This is a genomic window from Enterococcus aquimarinus (genome assembly GCF_001885765.1).
GTDB lineage: Bacteria > Bacillota > Bacilli > Lactobacillales > Enterococcaceae > Enterococcus_I > Enterococcus_I aquimarinus.
In genome coordinates, this window is sequence record NZ_JXKD01000001.1 from 154813 (window position 1) to 176994 (window position 22182).

Consider the following 22182-nt stretch of genomic DNA (forward strand, 5'->3'; position numbering starts at 1 on the left):
CTTGATGCGACGAGGACTATTGTTTTTCGGATTGTTCCTAATCAGTTTGGTGATTGTTTATATGGAACCTATTTGGTCTTATCAAATAAGTCCGAATGATGGACAAGAACTCCCGCTACAAAGTCCACCGCCTACCTCTTTAAATCTTGAATCAATCCCAACGCAAGGAATTGCGCAGTGGATTGGACAACCGATGAAAGCTTTTACCACTCTCTACGGAGAAGCGCAATCAGTAACCGATTCAGGATTTGGTTTTTTCAGTCATCAATTTCGAATGGATGCAGATGCCTTTATGGAAGTTACAACGATCGATCAACGAATCACCAGTATTAAAGTGCTGGGAGAAACCTCGATGGATATTGGCCCTTTTGAGTATCAGATGAGCTTAGAAGAGTTGACGACCTATACGGTTATTTCACCGATTGTAAGTGTTGAATATGGCGGAGAAACCTATAGTTTGGAATTGATGGAAGATGATATTAATTATCGTCCACTTGTCGCTTTTGATAATGGTAGTTATGCCATTTTATTTTTTGATCATCAAGACAAACGGAGTGGTCTTTATAGTTTGATGTATTTAGATACGGAAACATTGTTAAAGCTTGCGCCGTATGTGCTAACAGAGGGTCAACCACAATTTTTTGTGGCGGAAAAGGCGGCTGATTGGATTACTATTGATGATCAGAAAAGTGAAACGAGTCGTTACTTAATGCAACAACTCAGACGAAGTTATGATTTTCCTGCCTATTCAACTTCACTTGCTTTGCAACGAGAAACCCAAGCGCTCTTGACAGACTTTTTAATTAATCAGGAAGATTACCTTTCAACCGAACGTTTGCGTTCGTTTCAACGAATCCAGCGGCAAGAATTGAATCAAAATTGGGTACTCACGAATCAAGAGGTGCGAACGTTAGTCGAAGAACTGGATGAAGAGAAGACATTTGCTCATTTTGAAATGCCAGTTTATGATCCGATTTTTACGCTATTATCTTGGTATAGTAACCCTTACCTCGTATCCCGCCTTTTTTATGATGAGTCCGAAGCAATTGGTGTTGCCTTTTCGAAAGAAAATATGTTAGTCTTATTTCAAGAAATCAATCAACCGACAGAAAGTAGTGAGCAGCCTTGATATATAATGATCATTTTTTTGCGATAGAAGATCAAGTTCAACGAGTGGTTGAGCGACTGATTGAAAGTAATTCTTTTCAACAGTACATTCTTAATAAAATCGACATGTATCAAGATCAAGAAGTTGCAACCCTCCGTCAAGATTTCACTCTCAAAAAAGAAGCATTTGACAAAATCAGTGCTTACGGAAAACATGCGCCAGATTATCGGGAGCGCCAACGTGCGTTGAGAAAGACGAAACGAGCCTTAGATTTGCATCCGAAAGTTGCGGAGTTTCGCTTAAGTGAAACGCAACTGCAAGGGATTTTAGATGAAATTATTTTAAAAGTTGCTGCAACTTTTTCAGAGAAAGTGATTGTCAATACTGGGAATCCATTTTTTGAATCAAAATCAAGTTGTGGGGGAGGTTGTCATCATGGATGAGTTTGTGATACAAAAAAGAAGAGGGTTAATCGTTTGGGTCTATAGTTTACGACAATTAAAAAATTTACGTCGTTTTGGATTAATTCATTTTGTTTCTAGTAAAATGAAATATGTTGTACTGTATGTCAACGAGGAAGATGTCGAAGCGACACTTGAAAAAATCAATAAACTTCATTTTGTCCGGGAAGTAGATGTTTCTCATCGACCAGATATCGAAATGAATTTTGCGGATAAAATTGGCACGAAAGCTGCTTTTCAAGAGGAAGATGAACCTGATTTTGAAAGTGATGTACAAATACCTGAAATCCGCTTAGCCGAACATCTGTAAGTGAATAAAAGATAAATACCACTTTTTCCTCTTAGCAACAGCGGAGTAGATGCTCGAAATTTTGTCATCGCTATACTGTTTAAGAAGAAAAAGTGGTTTATTTCTGTAGGAGTGAAAATATGCGCGTAATATCTGGTAATTATCGTGGTCGAAAATTAAAAAGTCTGAATGGTGACAATACAAGACCCACGAGTGATAAAGTAAAAGAATCGATTTTTAATATGATTGGCCCGTATTTTGATGGTGGTACGGTGCTTGATCTTTTTTCAGGCAGTGGAAGTTTAGCGATTGAAGCTGTCTCAAGAGGGATGGACTATGCGATATGTGTGGACCGTCATTACCAAGCAATCAAAGTCATTCAAGAAAACATTGCGATTACGAAAGAACCAAATAAATTCGCTGCAATTAAAGGCGATGCAAATAAGTTGCTGCATCGATTTGCAGCTGAGCAAAACGTCTTTGATCTTGTGTTTTTAGATCCGCCGTATGCTGACCAAGCAATCGTCGATCAACTCACTCAAATGCTGAAACTAGGACTCTTAACAAAAGATGCGCGAATCGTCTGTGAAACGGATAAAAAAGTTATCTTGCCCGAAACAATCGGAACGTTACAGCAAACCCGTCATCAAGTCTATGGTTTTTCTGCTGTGACCATTTATAGAAACGAGGAATAATTTTGAAAAAAATTGCGTTATTTCCAGGAAGTTTTGATCCCTTTACGATGGGACATTTAGAAACGATTCGTCGCGGGGCAAAGTTAGTCGATGAATTAATTGTCGGTGTCTTTATTAATAGTCAAAAGCAATCGTTTTTTACCACCGAAGAAAAGGTCCAACTGGTAACCGATGCAGTGGCAGCGATCCCCAATGTGACGGTTGTCTCGCAAGAAACAGAATTAACTGTGACAGCGGCGAAACGCTTAGGGGCACAATTTTTATTACGTGGGATTCGTAGTGTGAAAGATTACGAGTATGAAAGAGAAATTATGGAGATGAATCAACATTTAGATGAGGAAATTGAAACCATCTTTTTGCTTGCAACGTCACAGTACAGCCATATTAGCTCGAGTTTAATTAAAGAAGTGATGTTATTTGGAGGCGATGTTAAAGCCTATCTACCCGAAAACGTCTATCAAATGATGATGGAAAAGAAGCGTGAGATGAATGAATAAAAATAAACGATCGGTCAAGCCGATACTCTTAACGATCTTAGCAATAATTGTAGCTGCAAGCATTCTTGTGCCAATTCCGTATTATATCGAACGTCCAGGAGTTCCGACGCATTTAAATGAGTTAGTAACGGTCAATGGCGAGCAAGATGAGGCTGAGGGATCGTACTCGTTGACCTCTGTGGCGATTTATCAGGCGACGGTCTTTCAGGCGCTTAAATCGAAGTTTGAGCCGTTTGCTGATTTATTAAGTGAAAAAGAATTATTTGGCGATGCAACAGGAGAAGAGTATAATCAAATGCAACAATATTATATGGAATCTTCCCAAAATAGTGCCATTGAACAAGCGTTAACCCTCGCAAATAAACCGTTTGAGTTTGAATTTAAAGGCGTTTATGTGATGAATGTGGATCCTAATTCGAATTTTTATCATCAAATTAGTATTGGCGATACGGTCACAAAAGTCGATGGGAAACAATTTGAAAGTTCGCCTGAGTTCATGGAATATGTCCAAAGCCAAAAAGTCGGTGATACGGTGACGATTACGTTTTTACATGATGGCGCAGAAAAAGAAGCGACGGGTGAATTAATGGAACTGCCAACCAATAAAAAAGCAGGTATAGGGATTACGTTAATCGATCATACGGCCATTTCTTCCGATGAATCAATTGAGTTTCATGTTGAAAATATCGGGGGACCGTCTGCTGGGATGATGTTTACTCTCCAAATTTATGACCAATTAACAGGCAATGATTTACGCCAAGGTCGTGATATTGCAGGGACAGGAACGATGAACTTAGATGGAACAATCGGTCGAATTGGTGGGATTGACAAGAAAATCGCCGGTGCGGTAGCCGCAGGAATTGATATCTTCTTTGCACCTGATGATGAAATCACGGCTGAGATGAAAGAAGAGTATCCAGGAATTTTATCGAATTATGAAGAAGCGAAACAAGTATTAGAAGAACTCGATACTGAAATGGTTCTTGTTCCGGTAAAAACAGTAAAAGATGCGATTGATTATTTAGAAAATAATGAATGATGCCATAAAGACAAGTGATGTCTTAATTTTTTGATGTAAATGTAAACGTAACAAACTGCTGCATAAGTGGCGAGATTATGTCAATACCACGTGATAGAGAGAATCAAAACAACCTCCCAATAACGCGATGAACACTCGTTGTTGGGAGGTTGTTTATTAATCGTGTTGCAACTCAATTTCGTAAGTCGTTTGAAAGACTTTTTGTTCCCCTGGCAAAAGTTCGATTGCGCCGAAATGAGGATGGTTGATCACATCGGGAAGCTCTTGTGTTTCTAAAGCAATCCCTAATTGTGAACGCATGGTTTGTTGCTCGCTTAATGGAAGTAGTAAATCAAAACCCGTAGTCGAAAAGACGACGACTGCTTGGCGATTGGTATGAATCCTTAGTTGACGGCCACTCGTGGGATGGGTGAGAACGATGGCAGGTTGTATCTGCTTTAAGCAATACGCATCATCAAGCCCGTTTTCTAGTGTCGTGAGTACTTCGTCAAGGAAGGTTGGTTCTTGGAAATCATATCCAGTACCTTTGACGGGTAGCATTTTTCCCGTAGGAAGTTGTTCGCCGTCTAATTCCAGTCTTTCAGCAGCTTGAATTTGTAGCTGATGCTTCGTGATATCTTCTTTGGTATTTCCTGAAAGATTAAAATAAACATGATTTGTTGGATTGACAATCGTTTTCTTCTTTGTTGTACAAGTGGTTTTCATGATGACCGCTTTTGTTGTGAGCGTGTAAGTCGTTTTAACGGCAATTGGTCCTGGATAACCCGAATGCTCATCGTTTAAAGAAAAAGTGACTTCTGCATGTCCATCTGTTGTCGTAAACGCATATTCCCAAAACTGATTCGACCAACCTTGGCTGCCACCGTGGATATGATGCGATCCGTGATTTTTCTCCAGATGAACGTCTTGCCATCGTGCCTCTTTTATACGACCGGCAACAGGTCCGATAAACGCGCCAAATTGGGCCGGATCATTTAAGATATCTTGCGGCGTTGCTAAGCTTAAACAAATATTTTCTGATTTTCCATATTTGTCAGGCGTGAAAAACGCATAGAAGCGAGCGCCGAAATTAAGAAACGTCGCCGACAAACAGCCATTGCTTAACGTAATAAAATCGATTTTTGTTTGAGGGTCATGGTGAACCGAAACGATCGGACTCAACGGTTTTCCCACACGTCTTTAAGGTAATCAAACGTTAAGGCTTCGGTTGAAGGAACTAATGGAATATCGTCACCTAAATCTTCCGCGCGGCCCACACCAACGGGCGTTGCACCGCTCGTTTTAATCGCTTGAATGCCTGCAAGGGCGTCTTCGATTCCAAGACATTCTGTAATAGGAACATCAATAAGTCTGGCTGCTTCTAGGAAAATATCGGGAGCGGGTTTGCCGCTAGCCACAGCTGCGGGATCTGCAATGGCGTCAAAAAGCGAGGTCAGTCCCATTTTTTCTAAAAGCATTGGTCCATTTTTACTTGCAGAAGCAAGGGCAATCTTAATCTTATTTTCTTTTAATGTTTGGAGTAGTGATAAAATACCAGGATAAATATCTTTTTCGGAAAATCGTTCGATCAGTTCAACATAATGATCGTTTTTTTCTTTAGCAAGTTGGGCAAATTGTGCTGCAGGAATCTCTGCTTGTTTTTTACCGTGTGCAAGAATTAAACGCAGTGAATCTTCACGGCTGACACCTTTTAACGATTCGTTGAACGCTCGATCAATCGAGATGCCAAGTCCATCGGCTAATTTCTTCCATGCATGGTAATGATATTCTGCGGTATCCGTAATAACACCATCTAAATCAAATAGTACACCTTTAAACATCGTAAACTTCCTTTCGAAAATCCCAAATAGCAACTCACGCTATTTGGGATTCATTTTTATTTTTTTAATGCGATTTGTACAGTATCGGTTAATTCGTGTTCTTCGCCATAAATGGTTAATGCTAAGGCATCACCCGATTTTAATGTAATAGTCACCCATTCTTTGTCGATGTTAATATGGAGTTGACGATTACGATAGTTGATGTGGAAGGCATATTTGTCCCAAGATTTTGGTAAAAATGGCGCGAAGCTTAGTTGCTCATCAAAAGTTTTCATTTGAGCGAAACCTTGAACAATCGCTAACCAACTACCAGTCATTGATGTGATATGAAGGCCATCTTCGGTATCGTTATTGTAGTTATCTAAGTCTAAACGAGCAGTTCGTTGGTACATTTCTACCGCTTTTTCTTCCATTCCTAATTCAGCTGCAAGAACGGCGTGAATTGAAGGGGATAGGGAAGATTCATGAACGGTCATTGGCTCATAGAAATCAAAGTTGCGTTGTTTTTCTTCCGTTGTAAACTGATCGCCAAAGAAATAAATTCCTTGTAAAACGTCGGCTTGCTTAATGAAGCATGAACGGAGAATGCGATCCCACGACCAATTTTGATTTAATGGCACGTCAGAGGCTGAAAGTGCTGTTGTCGGTAGTAATTCTTTGTCTAAGAACGTATCGTGTTGGACAAAAATCCCCAGTTCATTGTCGACAGGGAAGTACATTTTGGCGATAATATCTTCCCATTTCGTTAATTCAGCCGCTTCAAGCGTTACAGTTGCTTCAGATTGAAACGCGCGATAGTTTTCTAAGGTATATTTTAAGACCCAAGTTGCGATATAGTTTGTATACCAGTTATTGTTGATATTATTTTCGTATTCATTAGGACCAGTTACACCATGAATCATATAACGGTCATTGCGTTTGGAGTAATGAACACGGTCCGCCCAAAAGCGTGCAATTTCAACTAAGACTTCTAATCCTTCGTTTTTAATGTATGAAGTATCGCCTGTATAATTCGTATAGTTGTAAATCGCGTAAGCAATCGCGCCATTACGGTGGATTTCTTCAAAGGTGATTTCCCACTCATTATGACACTCAACACCTGTGAAGGTTACCATCGGATAGAGCGCACCGGCTAATCCTTGTTGACGGGCATTATGTTGTGCTTGTGGTAATTGGTTGTGACGGTATTTCAATAAGTTTTTCGTTACTTCAGAATCGGTTAATGCTAAGTAAAGTGGGACAGCGTAGGCTTCTGTATCCCAGTAGGTAGCACCGCCGTATTTTTCGCCGGTAAAGCCTTTTGGTCCGATATTCAAGCGCTCATCTTCTCCATAGTAAGTTGAGAACAATTGGAAGAGATTAAAGCGAATCCCTTGTTGCGCTTCATGATCGCCTTCAATGACGACATCTGCGAGTGCCCAACGTTGCGCCCAAGCTTGTTGATGTGCTTGTGTTAATTCAGCAATCGACTGTTGATTTGTTTCGTCCATTAAAGCTTGTGCTGTTGCTAGTTGCTCATTTGCGGCAACGTCACGACTTGTCACAAGAATCACTTTTTTATCAACGGCAATCGTGTCACCTTGTTTGACAGTGAATACGAGTGTTTCAGCTGTTGCTAATGATGATTTTTCGCTCGAACGAACGACGTCATTTGCTGTCTGGTTTTCCATTAAGCCAGTCACGGTAAATTGTTCAATCCCAAAATTATTTGGAATCGTCCGAGCAGTCACGAAGAGTGCAGTATCATTGTCAACGGCATCCGTTGTTTCCCAGAAGCGATCATCATAGTTACTATCTTCATTTTGAACATTGTTATCCAGTCGAGAAACCACTTTGACCGTACCTTCTCCAGCTAGGACTTCTGCCTTAAATTGAATCACGGCTAATTCTTTTGTGGTGATACTTAAAAAGCGGGAGAAGCGACAGTTGATGGTCAATCCATCTACTGTTATCTTGAATTGACGTGAAAGAATCCCGTCTTGCATATTTAATTCTTGGTAGAAATCTTCAATTGGTTGCGTTGCTAAATCAATTTTCGTATCATTGACATAGATATCCATTGCAATAAAGTTCATGGCGTTGATTACTTTTCCAAAATATTCTGGATAACCATTTTTCCACCAACCAACACGCGTTTTGTCTGGATACCAAACTCCTGCAAGATAGGTTCCTTGATGGTGATCACCACTATAACTTTCTTCAAAGTTTCCGCGCATCCCCATATAACCATTTCCGATACTTGTGAGTGATTCTTGCAGTCTGAAGTCGTCCTTGTGTAATGTTGTCGTTGTTAATTTCCATGGATCAATATCAAATAATCGTTTCAAATGTTCCAATTGAAATTCCTCCTCAAAAAATTTTATCTATATTGCTATCATACACGCAACCGGTTGCGAAAACAATAGCTTTGTGCAAAGAATTTTTGTCTTTTATTTAAAAGAATAAAAAAAATGATGTTTACATATCAGCATTTTACGTCTATAATCATTCAAGGAAATCGTTTGCGTAAAAACAGGAGGGAAAACGAATGAAGAAAATATTTAATTTTGAGTTTTGGCAAAAGTTCGGAAAGGCTTTAATGGTGGTAGTCGCTGTGATGCCAGCAGCGGGTTTGATGATTAGTATTGGGAAAACGATCCCGTTAATCAATCAGGATTTAGGTTTTTTAGTGACAACAGGAAGTGTTGTTGAAAGTATTGGTTGGGCAATTATTGGGAATTTGCACTTATTATTTGCATTAGCGATTGGTGGAAGTTGGGCGAAAGACAAAGCAGGTGGTGCATTTGCGGCGGGGATTTCGTTCGTACTGATTAATCGAATTACCGGCGCGTTATTTGGCGTGACGAGTGATATGTTAGCGAATGAAGAAGCTTATACCCACACGTTGTTTGGAACAAAAATTATGGTTAAAGGCTTTTTTACAAGTGTTTTAGAAGCACCTGCTTTAAATATGGGTGTGTTTGTCGGAATTATTGCCGGTTTTGTTGGGGCGATGGCTTTTAACAAATACTATAATTATCGAAAATTACCTGAAGCACTCTCGTTTTTCAATGGAAAGCGCTTTGTTCCATTCGTAGTGATTTTATGGTCAGTTATCGTTTCTCTTGGTCTAGCAATTATATGGCCAGTCATTCAATCAGGGATTAATAATTTTGGTTTGTGGATTGCACAATCACAAGATTCTGCTCCAATTTTGGCACCGTTCTTATATGGAACATTAGAACGATTGCTGTTACCATTTGGCTTACATCATATGTTGACGATTCCAATCAACTATACGCAACTCGGTGGCACGTATGAAATTTTATCTGGTGCACAAGCAGGAACAATTGTTTATGGGCAAGATCCTTTATGGTTAGCGTGGGCAACTGATTTAGTGAATTTAAATGATGGTTCGAATTTAGATCAATATGGTTATGTGTTATCAAATTGGACTCCGGCTCGTTTTAAAGTTGGACAAATGATCGGAGCTTCTGGTACTTTGATGGGACTCGCGTTTGCGATGTACCGTAGTGTTGATAGCGATAAACGCGCACAGTACAAATCCATGTATTTATCTGCCGCATTAGCAGTCTTTTTAACAGGAGTTACAGAGCCACTTGAGTTCATGTTCATGTTTGCAGCAGTCCCACTTTACGTTGTGTATTCCGTGATTCAAGGATTGTCGTTTGCGATGGCAGATTTGATTAACTTAAGAGTGCATTCTTTTGGTAATATCGAACTTCTGACAAGAACACCGATTATTATTAAAGCTGGAATTGCGGGCGATTTAATTAATTTTGTGATTGTGACGATTGTTTTTGGAGTCTTTACTTATTTCTTAACAATGTTTATGATTAAGAAATTTAATTTTGCGACACCTGGAAGAAATGGCAATTACGAGATTGAAGCATCAACCGATGAGCAACAAGTCGGAACTGAAACGGCTGGTAATCAACAAGTCTTTGATATTATTGGCTTATTAGGTGGCAAAGAAAATATTTCGGATGTCGATGCTTGTATGACACGTTTAAGAATTTCGGTTAAAGATAGTCAACAAGTCGCTTCAGAAAATGAATGGAAAAAAACCGGTGCGATGGGACTGATTGTGAAAGATAATGGCATTCAAGCGATTTACGGTCCGAAAGCAGATGTCTTAAAATCAGATATTCAAGACGTCTTAGATTCAGGCATGACCATTCCTGAACGTCAACGTTCATCAGAAGACGTGGCGAAGGCGTCTGAAACAACGAATTTTATCGGTGAAAAACGTTCTTTTACTTCTGTTGTTGATGGAACGGTTATCGCGATTGAAGCAGTCAATGACCAGGTCTTCTCTCAAAAAATGATGGGTGAAGGGTTTGCAGTTGAACCAACAGGAACGATCGTGGTAGCACCGCTTTCTGGCACAGTGACAGCTGTTTTTCCAACGAAACATGCGATTGGTATGGTGACGGAAGATGGCATTGAAGTCTTGGTTCATATGGGACTTGATACTGTCGAAATGACTGACCAAGCGTTTGATGTCTTTGTAAAAGAAGGCGATCATATTGAACAAGGAACCAAAATTGCTGAAGCAGATTGGGAAAAAGTGCGAGCAGCTGGTAAAGGTACAACTGTGGTTGTCGTCTTTACAAATAGTGCAGCGATTGATCAGTTTAAACTTGAAAAAACCGGTGCAACAACAGTAAATACAACAGTGGGTACGATTACCATTTAATAGTAAAAGGGTTGAATTGCCAGCGAGCGTTTTGTCGCTGGCAATTCTTCTTGCCGTGACGAAAATCAAGGCGACGTAAACGATTATTATAGAGGAGGAGTAGCAACATGAAAGTGTTGACTTTAAATACACATAGCTGGCTAGAAGCAGCGCCGCTCGAAAAACTTGAACAAATCGCCCAATATCTCTTGAAAGAAGAAGTCGATATTATCGGATTGCAAGAGGTGAACCAATTAATAGAAAGTCCAGACGCTATGATCGATGACTATTATCAATGTGCTGAAAGTGAAATCAGTATGAAAGAAGATAACTTTGCATTTTTATTAGTTTCACGATTAAGAGAGCTCGGAGTGAATTATTATTGGAGTTGGGTTTGTAGCCATATTGGGTATGATCGGTATCATGAAGGAGAAGCAATCTTATCCAGATATCCAATCGATCCAAAAGGAATCTTAGTCTCAAACATTGCGGAGCTCACCAATTACCGCCGAAGAAAACAACTAGCAGCCAAAATTACTTGCCCGCAAGGTTCAATTATGGTTTGCGTTTGTCATTATTCCTGGTGGGAGCAAACAAAAGATTCAGGCTTTGCATTTGAATGGCAACAAACCTTAGAAAAACTCGAAACAAAAGACCTGCCAACTCTTTTTCTGGGGGATTTCAATAGTCCCGCCCATTTGGAAGAGGAAGGATATGCTTTAGTCACTAGCACTTATCAAGATGCGTATGTCACCGCGATCCATAAAAAGGGCTCTTTCACGGTCGAAGAAACGATTGACGGTTGGGAAGAAAATACTGAAAAATTAAGAATTGATTACCTCTTTCACTCGCATGATTGGCACGTTTTGGAATACCGCGTGATTTTTGATGGTCATGAAACGCCAATTGTGAGTGATCATTATGGAGTATTAGTACAGCTAAACTTGATCGAACTTGAATTCAAATAATTAAAATACGTTCTATTCGCCTAAATCAATTTTCTAGGCGAATAGAACGTATTTTTTATTGAATCGAAGGCAATGAATGGCGACTTTAATCCATTTTCATCCATGATGGTTCTAAACAGTTGCCGTCTAAATCCTGTACTTCTAGTCCGTACATCATACTTTCAGGCATCCCCATTTCAACATGGTGAACGGTTCCACCGTGTTTTTCGGCGGTTGCCCCAAACGCTTTGACTGCTGCTATACTGTCGAGACTAAACGAAATTAAAGCAGCACTTACTTTTTGTGTATCCGCGATCTCTTTGTTTTTCAAAAATTTCCGATAAAAATCATGGGTGAGAAGCATAATCCAGAAAGTGTCGTCCCACATCATCGCAGCGGCTTCGTCGTTAGAAAATTCCTTGTTTTGTTTAAAACCTAAGGCAGTGTAAAATTCAATTGAACGTGACAAGTCCGTAACGGGGAAATTAACAAAGACCATGGCTGTCATTTCGTTTCCTCTTTTCTACTATTATTCTATCAACCCATTATTGCATGAAATCGCTTTCTAGGTCAATTGACTCGTTTTAGAAAAAGAATGCGTATTTGTCTAAAAAATGGCTATCTATTTGAATCTTCATTAAAGATATTCAATCCCTCTATAGCCAATCGTAGCGAGCGCGGTGAGTTTGGTTGTTTCTGGATTTTTAGCGAAGTTTCTGATAATGTATGAATCAAACAGATGCGATGGGAAATTGGAAAGGGTAGGTGTTGCAAATGAAAAAGAAACTGGGCATCATGCTGAATTGTTTACCGCTTGGTGTCATCTTTATTTTACTTGAATACCATCAAATTCTTCGGTTGTCTTCACCGAGCCTGTTGTTATATCCACTGTTATTTGTTCCAACAATCACGGTATTTTTGATGTGGAATAAAAAGAATCGTGTGATGTTCCGCATGCTATTTCAGTGTTATGCCATCTCTGTGATTTTAGGGTTCCTATTATTTCTGATTATCGGAGCCCCTCCGAATAGTTGGTTGAAACCCCTCACGCCGATAGGACATTCTTTCTTGTATCCTAGTATCATTTTCGGGTGTCAAATGATTTTAGTCCTGTTTGTAAATCCATTTAAGAAGGAAAGCCAGAGTTAGGAATGGGTACGGTTATAGAAAAAGACCGGAATGATTCGCAATGCTATTATCAATAGATAGTCGGCGAAAAGGTTTATGGCAATTGATTTGCAGCGAAAAAGTACACGCATAGAAGAAAACACTCAAAATCCCCAAAGACCTGAAGTTTCCGTTTTCAAAGTGTTTTTTTATGGTATAATTTTCTTTGAGGAGTGTGAAAAAATTGGAAATTAAAAGACAGCAACCAATCGTAGAGGCGTATCATTTTGATATGCGCGATCCTAAAAAAGAAGCAAAAACAAAAATTAATGTGGGGTTTGCACCATTTCCTGCGCCGGATGAAAATTATCCAAAAGAAAATAGTATTTTAGCTGGACGTTTACAATTTGAAGTGGTTTTTCCAGACTTTATCGTCAGTGGTGCGATTGGTCAAATTAATCACTTTATTAATCGTCAAGTGGCAAAACAAGAAGATTTGACACAAGAAGAAGCAAATGAATTGGTGGCACCATTATTTGATATGCTACAACGTTTAACGTATGAAGTAACAGAAATCGTAACGGATCAACCGGGTATTAACTTAAATTTTAGTCAGGAAAAGGAATAATTTATGTTTTCAACGAATATTCAATTAATGGTTTATGTCGATGACGTCGCAAAAGCGCGTGATTTTTGGTTAGCTTTAGATTTTTGTTTGATTGAAGAGCAAGAAATGGATGGTACATTGGTCGTTGAGCTCGCAATAAGTAAGGGTGCGGCGGTTCATTTTGTGCTGTATGATCGTGAGTTTATTGAACGTCATTCACCAGAAGTCGCAACGAACGCACCGTCCTTGATGTTTTTCACGGAAGACATTTTTGCGTTATACAAAAAAATGCAAGCTAATCATGTTCAAGTTGGTGAACTCATTCAACTGACGGATAAATATGTGTTTAATTTTGCAGATCTCGATGGAAATTACTTTGCAGTTACAGGCGAAATAGCAGAATAATTTGGAAGATTCATCTTATTCAAAGCGAATAGGATGGATTTTTCTTATGCATAAAGGAGGATTCTCATGAAATCACTTGTGTATGTAATTAGCGACATTCATGGACAACTCGATTTATTCCAACAACTTTTACGTGACTTTGATCCTATGTTGCATCAGTTGGTCTTAATAGGCGACTTAAATGACCGCGGACCTCGGAGTAAAGAATGCTTATTGTTAGGAATGGAACTGGTCCAAAAACAAGGGTGTATTTACTTGCGGGGCAATCATGAACAATATCTTTTACAGTTTTTGCAAGACCCAGAAGAAATTGCGGAGAGGTATTGGTTGAATGGTGGCAAAGAGACCGTCAATAGTTTGCTCCATCCTGGGGCAACACAAGAATATTCACCGACGGAAATTGCGCTAATGATTCGTTCGCGTTACAAGGAATTAATCCAATTTTTAACCGACTTGCCTTACTACTACGAGTGGGAAAAGTATGTGTTTGTTCATGCAGGAATTGATTTAACGAAGGCCGATTGGCATCAAACGAGTTTACGTGATTTCATTTGGATTCGGGAACCTTTTTTGAATGGAAAGAATCACACTGGGAAAGTCATTGTTTTTGGACACACGATTACCCCGAGTTTACATGGCGATGGCCAGACAACAGATCTATGGTTTTCGGATGATAAAATCGGAATAGATGGCGGAGCGATTTTTGGCGGTTCTGTTCATGGTGTGATTTTTAATCCAGAGCGTTTGATTCAAGATATTGAATATCAAAATATGAAAGGGCCGTGGAAACCGGACTTTTGAAAGAAAGAGTGATGTTATGACAGTCGAGACACAAAATCCAGTGATTCAATTACTGGCAAAAGAATTAACGCAGTATCGTCTGCCTCAGATTACGAAAGTACTAGAGTTATTGCATGATGGGAATACCGTGCCGTTTATTGCCCGTTACCGCAAAGAAATGACGAATGCGTTAGATGAGGTTCAAATTCGGGAAATTGAAGAACGTTATCATTATTTAGAAAATTTAGAAAAGCGTAAGGAAGAAGTTCTGCGTATCATCGACGAACAAGGGAAGTTAACGGAAGATTTGGCGAAACGTCTTCAAAAAGCACATAAGTTACAAGAAATTGAAGACTTGTATCGGCCGTACAAACAAAAACGACGGACGAAAGCAACGATTGCCAAGGAGCAAGGATTAGAACCACTGGCTGATTGGTTCATGACTTTTCCAAAATGTGAGATCCAATCGGAGTTAGAAAAATATCTAACAGAAGATCTTTTAACGACAGAAGATGTTTTAGCCGGCGTGCATGAAATTTTAGCGGAACAAATCAGTGATTCAGCTGAATTTCGGACATGGATTCGAGAATACACGACTAAAAAAGGACAATATGTCAGTCAGGTCAAAGATGCTGAAAAAGATGAGAAAAAAGTCTACGAAATGTACTATGATTTTTCAGAACCCATTCCCAAAATGGTCTCTCATCGGATTCTAGCGACGAATCGCGGCGAAAAAGAGGGGATTTTAAAAGTTCAGTTAGTCGTCGATGAGACATTGATTGAACGCTATTTTCATCGTCAGTTGATTAAAGAGGCAGACTCGCTTGTGGCACCGTTAGTGGTTGCGGCGTATCAAGATGCGTATAAACGTTTTATCGCGCCTTCCGTTGAACGTGAAATCCGGAATGCGTTAACAGAAGAAGCCGATGAACAAGCGATTGCTATCTTTGGCGAAAACTTGCGCCATCTCTTGTTACAATCGCCCTTAAAAGGTAAAGTGGTGTTAGGATTTGATCCGGCGTATCGGACAGGGTGTAAGCTTGCCATTGTCGATGAGACAGGGAAATTACTGAATACCACGGTTATTTACCCGCATGCCTCTTCTGAAAAACGTCATAAAGAATCCCAGGAGATTTTTATGCAATTGTTAGAAAAATATCAAGTGGATATGGTCGCAATTGGCAATGGGACTGCTAGTCGAGAATCGGAACTGTTTGTCGCAGAACAATTAAAGAAAATGAAACGTGAGATTTTCTTTGTGATTGTCAATGAAGCAGGAGCGTCTGTTTATTCAGCAAGTGACGTGGCTCGTCAGGAATTTCCGCAACTTCAAGTCGAAGAACGTAGTGCGATTAGCATCGGCCGCCGTCTGCAAGATCCGTTAGCAGAATTGGTCAAAATCGAACCAAAAGCGGTCGGCGTTGGTCAGTACCAACATGATGTCGCCCAAAAACGATTAAGCGAACAACTGGATTTTGTGGTGGAAACGGTCGTAAACCAAGTCGGTGTTGACGTCAATACTGCTAGTCCACAATTACTTGTTCATGTGGCGGGATTGAACAAAACGACGGCACAAAATATTTTTGCGTATCGTGAAGAAAATGGGGCGTTCATCCAGCGCAATCAACTGAAAAAAGTTCCACGTTTAGGTCCAAAAGCCTACGAACAAGCGATTGGTTTTTTACGGATTCCTGGTGGGAAGAATATTTTAGATAACACGGGGATTCACCCGGAGAGTTATCAAGTGACGAAGGATATCCTAGCAAAAATTAATGTTGGGTTAAACGATCTTGGAAAAGAAGAAACGATTGCAAAGCTAAAATCATTGCATCCAGCGACACTGGCCAATGATTTGGGTGTTGGGGAAGAAACAATTAAAGATATTATCCATGCGCTATTGCAACCAGGTCGAGATATGCGTGATTCGATGCCCGCACCTTTACTGCGAACTGATGTCTTATCGATGGAAGATTTGCAAGTCGGGATGGAGTTAAAAGGAACGATTCGAAACGTGATTGATTTTGGGGCGTTTGTTGATATTGGGGTGAAACAAGATGGACTCGTCCACTTATCCAAACTCAGTCAACGCTTTGTCAAACACCCGAAAGATGTCGTGGCAGTGGGGGATATTGTGACGGTCTGGGTGGAAAAAGTTGAGCTTGCTAAAGGCCGGATTAGCTTAACGATGTTACCTCCTAAAAAAGTCTAAAGAAACCAATCTTTTCATTGGAATTTTAGTAATATCGTTGCTATTTCATCCGTTTTGTAAGATAATTATCATCGTTCTTAGAAATACAATAGATTATGATCTGCCCTGGAAAAGAGGAAATAATGAATGATTAATCATAAAAATACAACGTATCACTTTATTGGAATCAAAGGTTCTGGAATGAGTTCACTTGCGCTCGTTCTACATGAAAAAGGCTTCAAAGTGCAAGGCTCTGATGTCGAAGAATATTTCTTCACACAAAGAGATTTAGAAAAAGCCGGGATTCCTTTAATGGTTTTTAGTCCCGAAAATATTACTGAAGGCTTAACAATTATTGCAGGAAATGCTTTTCCTGATACACATGAAGAAGTGGTTCGTGCGCGTGAATTAGGACTCGAAATCATTCGTTACCATGACTTTTTAGCTCAATTGATTCAAAATTTCACCAGTATTGGCGTAACCGGATCGCACGGGAAAACAAGTACCACCGGTCTATTAGCCCACGTGCTTTCGGGTATTCGTCCGACTAGTTATTTGATTGGGGATGGGACTGGTAGTGGAAATGATTCGGCGGAATTCTTTGCGTTTGAAGCCTGTGAATATCGCCGTCATTTCTTAGCTTACTCACCCGATTATGCCATTATGTTAAATATTGACTTTGATCATCCTGATTACTATGAGAGTATTGAAGATGTCTTCTCTGCTTTTCAATCAATGGGAGAAAAAGTCAAAAAAGGGATTATTGCCTTTGGCGAAGATGCCCATTTACGCCAGTTAACAGTCGACGTTCCGGTCTATTATTACGGCGTTGAAGAAGCAGATGATTTTCAAGCTCGAAATATTAAACGCACGACGGACGGGTCAGCGTTTGATGTTTATTTCCGTGGCGAAAAGATTGGGCATTTTGTGTCACCTGCTTATGGTCAACACAATATCAACAATGCATTAAGCGTGATCGCACTTTGTTACTTAGAAGGGTTACCAATGGCGGAAGTAGCGCGCGAAATGCTGACCTTTAAAGGCGTGAAACGTCGCTTTAGTGAAAAAGTAATGGCTGATATGACGATTGTCGATGATTATGCCCATCATCCTGCTGAAATCATTGCAACGATTGATGGCGCACGTCAAAAATATCCAGAAAAAGAAATTATTGCCGTGTTCCAACCACATACTTTTACGCGGACGATTGCGTTAATGGATGAATTCAGTGCCGCACTTGATCTAGCGGACCGTGTCTATTTATGTGACATTTTTGGTTCGGCTCGTGAAACGCAAGGGTCTGTTAAAATTGAAGACCTCAGCAATCGTATCACTAAAGGTGGTCAAGTCATTAAAGAAGAAAATGTCTCACCGTTATTAGAACATGAGAATGCGGTCATTATTTTCATGGGAGCAGGCGATGTCCAAAAATTTGAGCGGGCTTATGAAAAATTATTAAGTACGACAACCAGAAACGTCTTATAATTTATATGAAAAAAGGTAAGGTAACAATCTGTTTGTTTTCTTACCTTTTTGTCATTCGGACTTGCACTTTGAAGCGAATTTGATAGAATTATAATGAGCACAAACGTAGGAATGTAAATAGCCTACAATAGATAGAGAAGGTGAGGAATTACATGAACAATTCAACAGTAGTAGAAGCAAAAGGATTAAATCAGTTTTATGCAAAAGTATACGGCATTTTTGGCCTAGGTTTAGCGTTAACGGCGCTCACGTCATTCTTATCCATGAATTACTTTTTTGAAGAAGTCGTGACCTTTATTCAAAATTTCCCACTCGGAATGACCGGTCTTTGGTTAATTCAAATTGGCTTAGTGATTTTATTAAGTGCAAAAGCCAAAAATAATCCATCCCTCACGATTGCCGGTTTTATCGTGTATTCGCTCTTAATGGGGTTAGTATTATCGATTACGTTATCCATGTACTCTTCAGCAGATGTGGCGCAAGCCTTTGTCGTGGCGGCTGGTACGTTCATCGGGATGTCGATTTTCGGTGTGATGACCAAACGTGATTTATCCGGCGTTGGACGAGCAGCGATTGGATTGTTATGGGGTGTCATTATTGCGACGGTCCTTAATATCTTCATGGGTAGTGCGGCAGTTGATTATTTCTTATCGTATGCAACGGTGATTATCTTTATCGGATTAACCGCGTATGATAATCAACGTATTCGCGGCGTCTACTATGGAACATTAGGTCAAGATAATACAGGCTTTGCGGCGTTTATGGCCTTACAATTATATTTAAACTTCATCAACTTATTCTTATCGATTTTAAGAATTTTTGGTGGAAAAGACTAGTAAAAAATAATGAGAGTCCTTTTTTTCAAAGAATATTTGAGAAAAAGGACTCTTTTTCACTGAAAAAACAAGAGGAGGTAGAAAAAAATGAATGAGATGATAGATTGTTTGAAAAAAGAAGCCAGTGAGTGGCCAGGAGCGACGGTTGCTTATCGGGAAAGTTGGGATTGTGATTATTTTCAAGTCGCACAAAAAGGGTTTTGTTTATTAGGAAAAAACAAGGCGAATCAACGGGTGATGACAGTCAAAGGACGCCCAGAAATCAATGAACAATTAAAGGAACAATATGCTTTTATTGTGCCTGGATATTATAGCAATAAAACCCACTGGATTTCCGTGATTTTAGAAGAATCGGACTTATCAGTCACGGAATTAATCCACTTGCTCCAAACCTCTTATCAGCTAGTTTTTGAGCAACTACCGAAGAAAACCCAAGCAGCCATTTTGGATTTGGCATAACTGAAAAACTATTGAGAGGCAAGTGGGATTTTTTCGCTTTATTTATGTGGGACGGACAAATATCCCAGTCTTTCTTAATGCTTAAATGGCCGTTCTTTGTTAGAATAAGAAGGGACGAAATAATAAGGAGCTTAATTCAATGAAAAATAAATTACTATTAATTGATGGCAACAGTGTGGCTTTTCGCGCGTTTTTTGCCTTACACAATTCTTTGAGCCGCTTTAAAAATAACAATGGCTTACACACGAATGCGATTTATGCGTTCCATACGATGTTCGATAATGTCATGACGAAAGAAAAACCAACGCATGTATTAGTCGCTTTTGATGCAGGAAAAACGACTTTTCGACATGAGTGGTATGACGCGTATAAGGGAGGTCGTTCGAAGACACCTGGTGAATTTAAAGAACAAATGCCTTATATTCGCGAATTAATTAATGCGCTAGGAGTTACTTATTACGAACTAGATAATTATGAAGCCGACGATATTATCGGAACACTTGCGCACCAAGTCGACAAATCTCTTTTTGACGTCGTGATTTTAACGGGTGACCGGGATTTAACGCAACTTGCGACAGAGGATATTAAAGTGGATATTACCGTCAAAGGAGTCAGTGAAATTGATTCGTATACTCCTGCATTTATTGCGGAAAAATATGACGGGTTAACGCCAAATCAAATCATTGATATGAAAGGGCTAGCTGGTGATGCTTCGGATAATATCCCAGGTGTGACCAAAATTGGTGAAAAAACAGCCATCAAATTATTAAAAGAATTTGGTTCAGTTGAAGGGATTTACGAACAAATTGATACTCTAAAGCCAAGTAAAATGAAAGAAAATCTGATAAACGACAAGGAACAAGCTTTTCTTTCTAAGAAATTAGCGACGATTGAAGTCAATGCTCCTATCGATGTCGATGTGAATCAGTTACAATACGAAGGCAAAGATTTAGAGAAACTCATTCCTTTTTATAAAGAAATGAATTTTAATACCTTCTTAGAAAAATTGAATATCGTTGAGGAAGTCGAAACACTGGAAGACATTGATTTTGAAGTAGTGGAGACCGTGACGGCTGAAATGTTTCCGAATGAAGCGGCTCTTTATGTCGAGATGCTTGATGATAATTATCACGTAAGCGAAATGGTGGGCTTGGCTTGGGGAACGAGTGAGAAGGTTTATGTCTCAAAAAATATCGCGTTACTCCAAGACCCGCTGATGAAAATGTGGTTAGAAGACGTCAATCAGAAAAAAGAAGTCTATGATGCGAAACGAACAATTGTGGCGATTGCCAAGCACGGCACACGCTTAAAAGGGGTATCCTTTGATGTATTATTAGGGGCCTATTTACTCGACACCAATGATTTAGGGACAGATATGGCTGCGGTTGCCCAACAATATGGGTACACAGAAATCCAATCAGATGTCTCCATTTACGGAAAAGGCGCGAAACGAGCACTCCCAGAAGACGGGGTGATGTTTGAACACTTAGCACGTAAGATTAAAGTGATTAAAGGATTAACCAATCAATTAGAAGAAGCGCTGGCGGAAAAAAATCAAGATCAGTTATTCCATCAAATGGAATTACCCTTGTCAGAAGTCTTAGCAGAGATGGAAATTATCGGGATTACGGTTGATAGTGAACGTCTCGAACACATGCGCGTTGATTTTGCCAAACGATTACACGAAATTGAAACGAAAATTTATGAAATGGCAGGCGAGACGTTTAATTTAAATTCGCCAAAACAATTAGGCGTGATCTTGTTTGAAAAAATGGGGTTACCGGTCATTAAAAAAACCAAAACAGGCTATTCAACGGCTGTCGATGTCTTAGAACAGTTACGAGAACAAGCCCCCATTGTCGATGACATTTTGATTTATCGTCAAATTTCAAAAATTCAATCGACCTATATTGAAGGCTTATTGAAGATGATTCAAGCGGACGGTCGTGTTCATACACGCTACGTACAAACGTTGACCCAAACGGGACGTCTCAGTTCTGTCGATCCCAACTTACAAAATATTCCGATTCGTTTGGAAGAAGGACGCAGAATTCGCGAAGCGTTTGTGCCAAAACAAAAAGATTGGCTAATTTATGCTTCTGACTATTCTCAAATCGAATTACGGGTCTTGGCTCATATTTCGGATGATGAACATTTAAAACAAGCCTTTATTGAAGGGCAAGATATCCATACAAGCACCGCCATGCGTGTTTTTGGCATTGAGGATCCGAAAGAAGTGACTGCCAATATGCGCCGGCAAGCAAAAGCCGTCAATTTTGGTATTGTGTATGGGATTTCGGATTATGGCTTATCCCAAAACTTAGGAATTTCCCGAAAAGAAGCGCAACAGTACATTGATACTTACTTTGAGCGCTATCCGGGTGTAAAAACGTTCATGCAAGAAATCGTGCGTGAAGCAAAAGATACCGGCTACGTTGAAACGCTTTTCCATCGTCGTCGCTATTTACCGGAGATTAATTCACGGAACTTTAATTTACGTTCATTTGCGGAACGAACAGCCATTAATTCACCGATTCAAGGAAGTGCCGCTGATATTATTAAAATGGCGATGATTCAATTAGAAAAGCGTCTAAAAGAAGAAAAATTAGAAGCGAAAATGCTACTACAAGTTCATGATGAGCTTGTCTTTGAAGTACCTGAAAATGAATTGACCCAACTTGATGCTCTCGTTAAAGAAGTTATGGAAAATGCCGTTACATTGACTGTTCCACTTGTGACGGACAGTAGTTGGGGTAAGACATGGTACGAAGCAAAATAGGT

General features: G+C 39.7%; 20 protein-coding genes. 16 read left to right on the forward strand and 4 right to left on the reverse strand.

Features of this window, described 5'->3' with window-relative positions; all coding sequences use genetic code 11:
- The first annotated feature begins 4 nt into the window (after positions 1-4).
- The 6 genes from RU93_RS00780 (at position 5) to RU93_RS00805 (ending at position 4089) form a co-directional block, all read left to right on the forward strand.
- Positions 5-1129: a CAP-associated domain-containing protein gene (locus RU93_RS00780; protein ID WP_071873707.1), complete on the forward strand. Its 1125-nt coding sequence runs from the start codon at positions 5-7 to the stop codon at positions 1127-1129.
- Positions 1126-1551 (forward strand): YlbF/YmcA family competence regulator, encoded by a 426-nt coding sequence (locus RU93_RS00785; RefSeq protein ID WP_071873708.1) that lies wholly within the window; start codon positions 1126-1128, stop codon positions 1549-1551. Before RU93_RS00780 ends, RU93_RS00785 begins: the two co-directional genes overlap by 4 nt.
- Entirely contained in the window at positions 1544-1879 is a 336-nt protein-coding gene (locus tag RU93_RS00790) for a YlbG family protein (RefSeq protein ID WP_071873709.1), read from the forward strand. Before RU93_RS00785 ends, RU93_RS00790 begins: the two co-directional genes overlap by 8 nt.
- A gap of 119 nt (positions 1880-1998) precedes the next feature.
- Complete coding sequence (rsmD, locus tag RU93_RS00795) at positions 1999-2553, forward strand: 16S rRNA (guanine(966)-N(2))-methyltransferase RsmD (protein ID WP_071873710.1); 555 nt, start codon at positions 1999-2001, stop codon at positions 2551-2553.
- A 2-nt stretch (positions 2554-2555) separates the two neighbouring features.
- Positions 2556-3050, forward strand: a complete 495-nt coding sequence (coaD, locus tag RU93_RS00800; RefSeq protein ID WP_071873711.1) for a pantetheine-phosphate adenylyltransferase — start codon at positions 2556-2558, stop codon at positions 3048-3050.
- The gene (locus RU93_RS00805) at positions 3043-4089 is read left to right on the forward strand and encodes a SepM family pheromone-processing serine protease (protein ID WP_071873712.1); all 1047 of its coding nucleotides are present in this window, start codon (positions 3043-3045) and stop codon (positions 4087-4089) included. The genes coaD and RU93_RS00805 overlap by 8 nt, the downstream gene beginning before the upstream one ends.
- Positions 4090-4245: 156 nt before the next feature.
- On the opposite strand, the gene RU93_RS00810 is transcribed toward RU93_RS00805, so the two are convergent.
- The 3 genes from RU93_RS00810 to RU93_RS00820 are packed head-to-tail and all read right to left on the reverse strand — an operon-like array spanning position 4246 to position 8245.
- Positions 4246-5250 carry an aldose epimerase family protein gene (locus RU93_RS00810; protein ID WP_071873713.1) on the reverse strand — a complete coding sequence of 335 codons (1005 nt, stop codon included), beginning with the start codon at positions 5248-5250 and terminating at the stop codon, positions 4246-4248.
- On the reverse strand, positions 5247-5909 hold the full coding sequence (pgmB, locus tag RU93_RS00815) for a beta-phosphoglucomutase (protein WP_071873714.1): 663 nt from the start codon (positions 5907-5909) through the stop codon (positions 5247-5249). The genes RU93_RS00810 and pgmB overlap by 4 nt, the downstream gene beginning before the upstream one ends.
- 56 nt (positions 5910-5965) lie before the next feature.
- Positions 5966-8245, reverse strand: a complete 2280-nt coding sequence (locus RU93_RS00820; protein WP_071873715.1) for a glycoside hydrolase family 65 protein — start codon at positions 8243-8245, stop codon at positions 5966-5968.
- Positions 8246-8436: 191 nt separating this feature from the next.
- On the opposite strand from RU93_RS00820, the gene RU93_RS00825 reads away from it, so the two are divergent.
- Positions 8437-10608: a PTS transporter subunit IIBC gene (locus RU93_RS00825; RefSeq protein WP_071873716.1), complete on the forward strand. Its 2172-nt coding sequence runs from the start codon at positions 8437-8439 to the stop codon at positions 10606-10608.
- 107 nt (positions 10609-10715) lie between these two features.
- Positions 10716-11555 carry an endonuclease/exonuclease/phosphatase family protein gene (locus RU93_RS00830; protein ID WP_071873717.1) on the forward strand — a complete coding sequence of 280 codons (840 nt, stop codon included), beginning with the start codon at positions 10716-10718 and terminating at the stop codon, positions 11553-11555.
- A gap of 85 nt (positions 11556-11640) precedes the next feature.
- Here RU93_RS00830 and RU93_RS00835 read toward each other — a convergent pair whose 3' ends face one another.
- Positions 11641-12042, reverse strand: coding sequence for a VOC family protein (locus RU93_RS00835; protein ID WP_071873718.1), 402 nt, complete (start codon positions 12040-12042; stop codon positions 11641-11643).
- Positions 12043-12885: 843 nt separating this feature from the next.
- Between RU93_RS00835 and RU93_RS00845 the strand changes: the two genes are divergently transcribed.
- From RU93_RS00845 to polA, 8 genes are all read left to right on the forward strand, one after another.
- Positions 12886-13269, forward strand: a complete 384-nt coding sequence (locus RU93_RS00845; protein WP_071873720.1) for a DUF1149 family protein — start codon at positions 12886-12888, stop codon at positions 13267-13269.
- A 3-nt stretch (positions 13270-13272) separates the two neighbouring features.
- A complete protein-coding gene (locus RU93_RS00850; RefSeq protein ID WP_071873721.1) occupies positions 13273-13653 on the forward strand; it encodes a VOC family protein in 381 nt (126 codons plus the stop codon).
- A gap of 66 nt (positions 13654-13719) precedes the next feature.
- A complete protein-coding gene (locus RU93_RS00855; protein WP_071873722.1) occupies positions 13720-14454 on the forward strand; it encodes a metallophosphoesterase family protein in 735 nt (244 codons plus the stop codon).
- A gap of 16 nt (positions 14455-14470) precedes the next feature.
- A complete protein-coding gene (locus RU93_RS00860) occupies positions 14471-16642 on the forward strand; it encodes a Tex family protein (protein ID WP_071873723.1) in 2172 nt (723 codons plus the stop codon).
- 126 nt (positions 16643-16768) lie between these two features.
- Positions 16769-18106, forward strand: coding sequence for a UDP-N-acetylmuramate--L-alanine ligase (gene murC, locus RU93_RS00865; protein ID WP_071873724.1), 1338 nt, complete (start codon positions 16769-16771; stop codon positions 18104-18106).
- Between the two features lie 152 nt (positions 18107-18258).
- Positions 18259-18942: a Bax inhibitor-1/YccA family protein gene (locus RU93_RS00870; protein ID WP_071873725.1), complete on the forward strand. Its 684-nt coding sequence runs from the start codon at positions 18259-18261 to the stop codon at positions 18940-18942.
- 87 nt (positions 18943-19029) lie between these two features.
- The gene (locus RU93_RS00875; RefSeq protein ID WP_071873726.1) at positions 19030-19401 is read left to right on the forward strand and encodes an MmcQ/YjbR family DNA-binding protein; all 372 of its coding nucleotides are present in this window, start codon (positions 19030-19032) and stop codon (positions 19399-19401) included.
- A 139-nt stretch (positions 19402-19540) separates the two neighbouring features.
- Positions 19541-22180 (forward strand): DNA polymerase I, encoded by a 2640-nt coding sequence (polA, locus tag RU93_RS00880; protein ID WP_071873727.1) that lies wholly within the window; start codon positions 19541-19543, stop codon positions 22178-22180.
- Positions 22181-22182 lie beyond the last annotated feature (2 nt).

Coding starts and splice junctions, on each gene's coding strand:
- RU93_RS00780 (WP_071873707.1), top strand. CDS start 5: ATGCGACGAGGACTATTGTTTTTCGGATTGTTCCTAATCAGTTTGGTG.
- RU93_RS00790 (WP_071873709.1), top strand. CDS start 1,544: ATGGATGAGTTTGTGATACAAAAAAGAAGAGGGTTAATCGTTTGGGTC.
- rsmD (WP_071873710.1), top strand. CDS start 1,999: ATGCGCGTAATATCTGGTAATTATCGTGGTCGAAAATTAAAAAGTCTG.
- RU93_RS00805 (WP_071873712.1), top strand. CDS start 3,043: ATGAATAAAAATAAACGATCGGTCAAGCCGATACTCTTAACGATCTTA.
- pgmB (WP_071873714.1), bottom strand. CDS start 5,909: ATGTTTAAAGGTGTACTATTTGATTTAGATGGTGTTATTACGGATACC.
- RU93_RS00825 (WP_071873716.1), top strand. CDS start 8,437: ATGAAGAAAATATTTAATTTTGAGTTTTGGCAAAAGTTCGGAAAGGCT.
- RU93_RS00830 (WP_071873717.1), top strand. CDS start 10,716: ATGAAAGTGTTGACTTTAAATACACATAGCTGGCTAGAAGCAGCGCCG.
- RU93_RS00835 (WP_071873718.1), bottom strand. CDS start 12,042: ATGACAGCCATGGTCTTTGTTAATTTCCCCGTTACGGACTTGTCACGT.
- RU93_RS00850 (WP_071873721.1), top strand. CDS start 13,273: ATGTTTTCAACGAATATTCAATTAATGGTTTATGTCGATGACGTCGCA.
- RU93_RS00855 (WP_071873722.1), top strand. CDS start 13,720: ATGAAATCACTTGTGTATGTAATTAGCGACATTCATGGACAACTCGAT.
- RU93_RS00860 (WP_071873723.1), top strand. CDS start 14,471: ATGACAGTCGAGACACAAAATCCAGTGATTCAATTACTGGCAAAAGAA.
- murC (WP_071873724.1), top strand. CDS start 16,769: ATGATTAATCATAAAAATACAACGTATCACTTTATTGGAATCAAAGGT.
- RU93_RS00870 (WP_071873725.1), top strand. CDS start 18,259: ATGAACAATTCAACAGTAGTAGAAGCAAAAGGATTAAATCAGTTTTAT.
- RU93_RS00875 (WP_071873726.1), top strand. CDS start 19,030: ATGAATGAGATGATAGATTGTTTGAAAAAAGAAGCCAGTGAGTGGCCA.
- polA (WP_071873727.1), top strand. CDS start 19,541: ATGAAAAATAAATTACTATTAATTGATGGCAACAGTGTGGCTTTTCGC.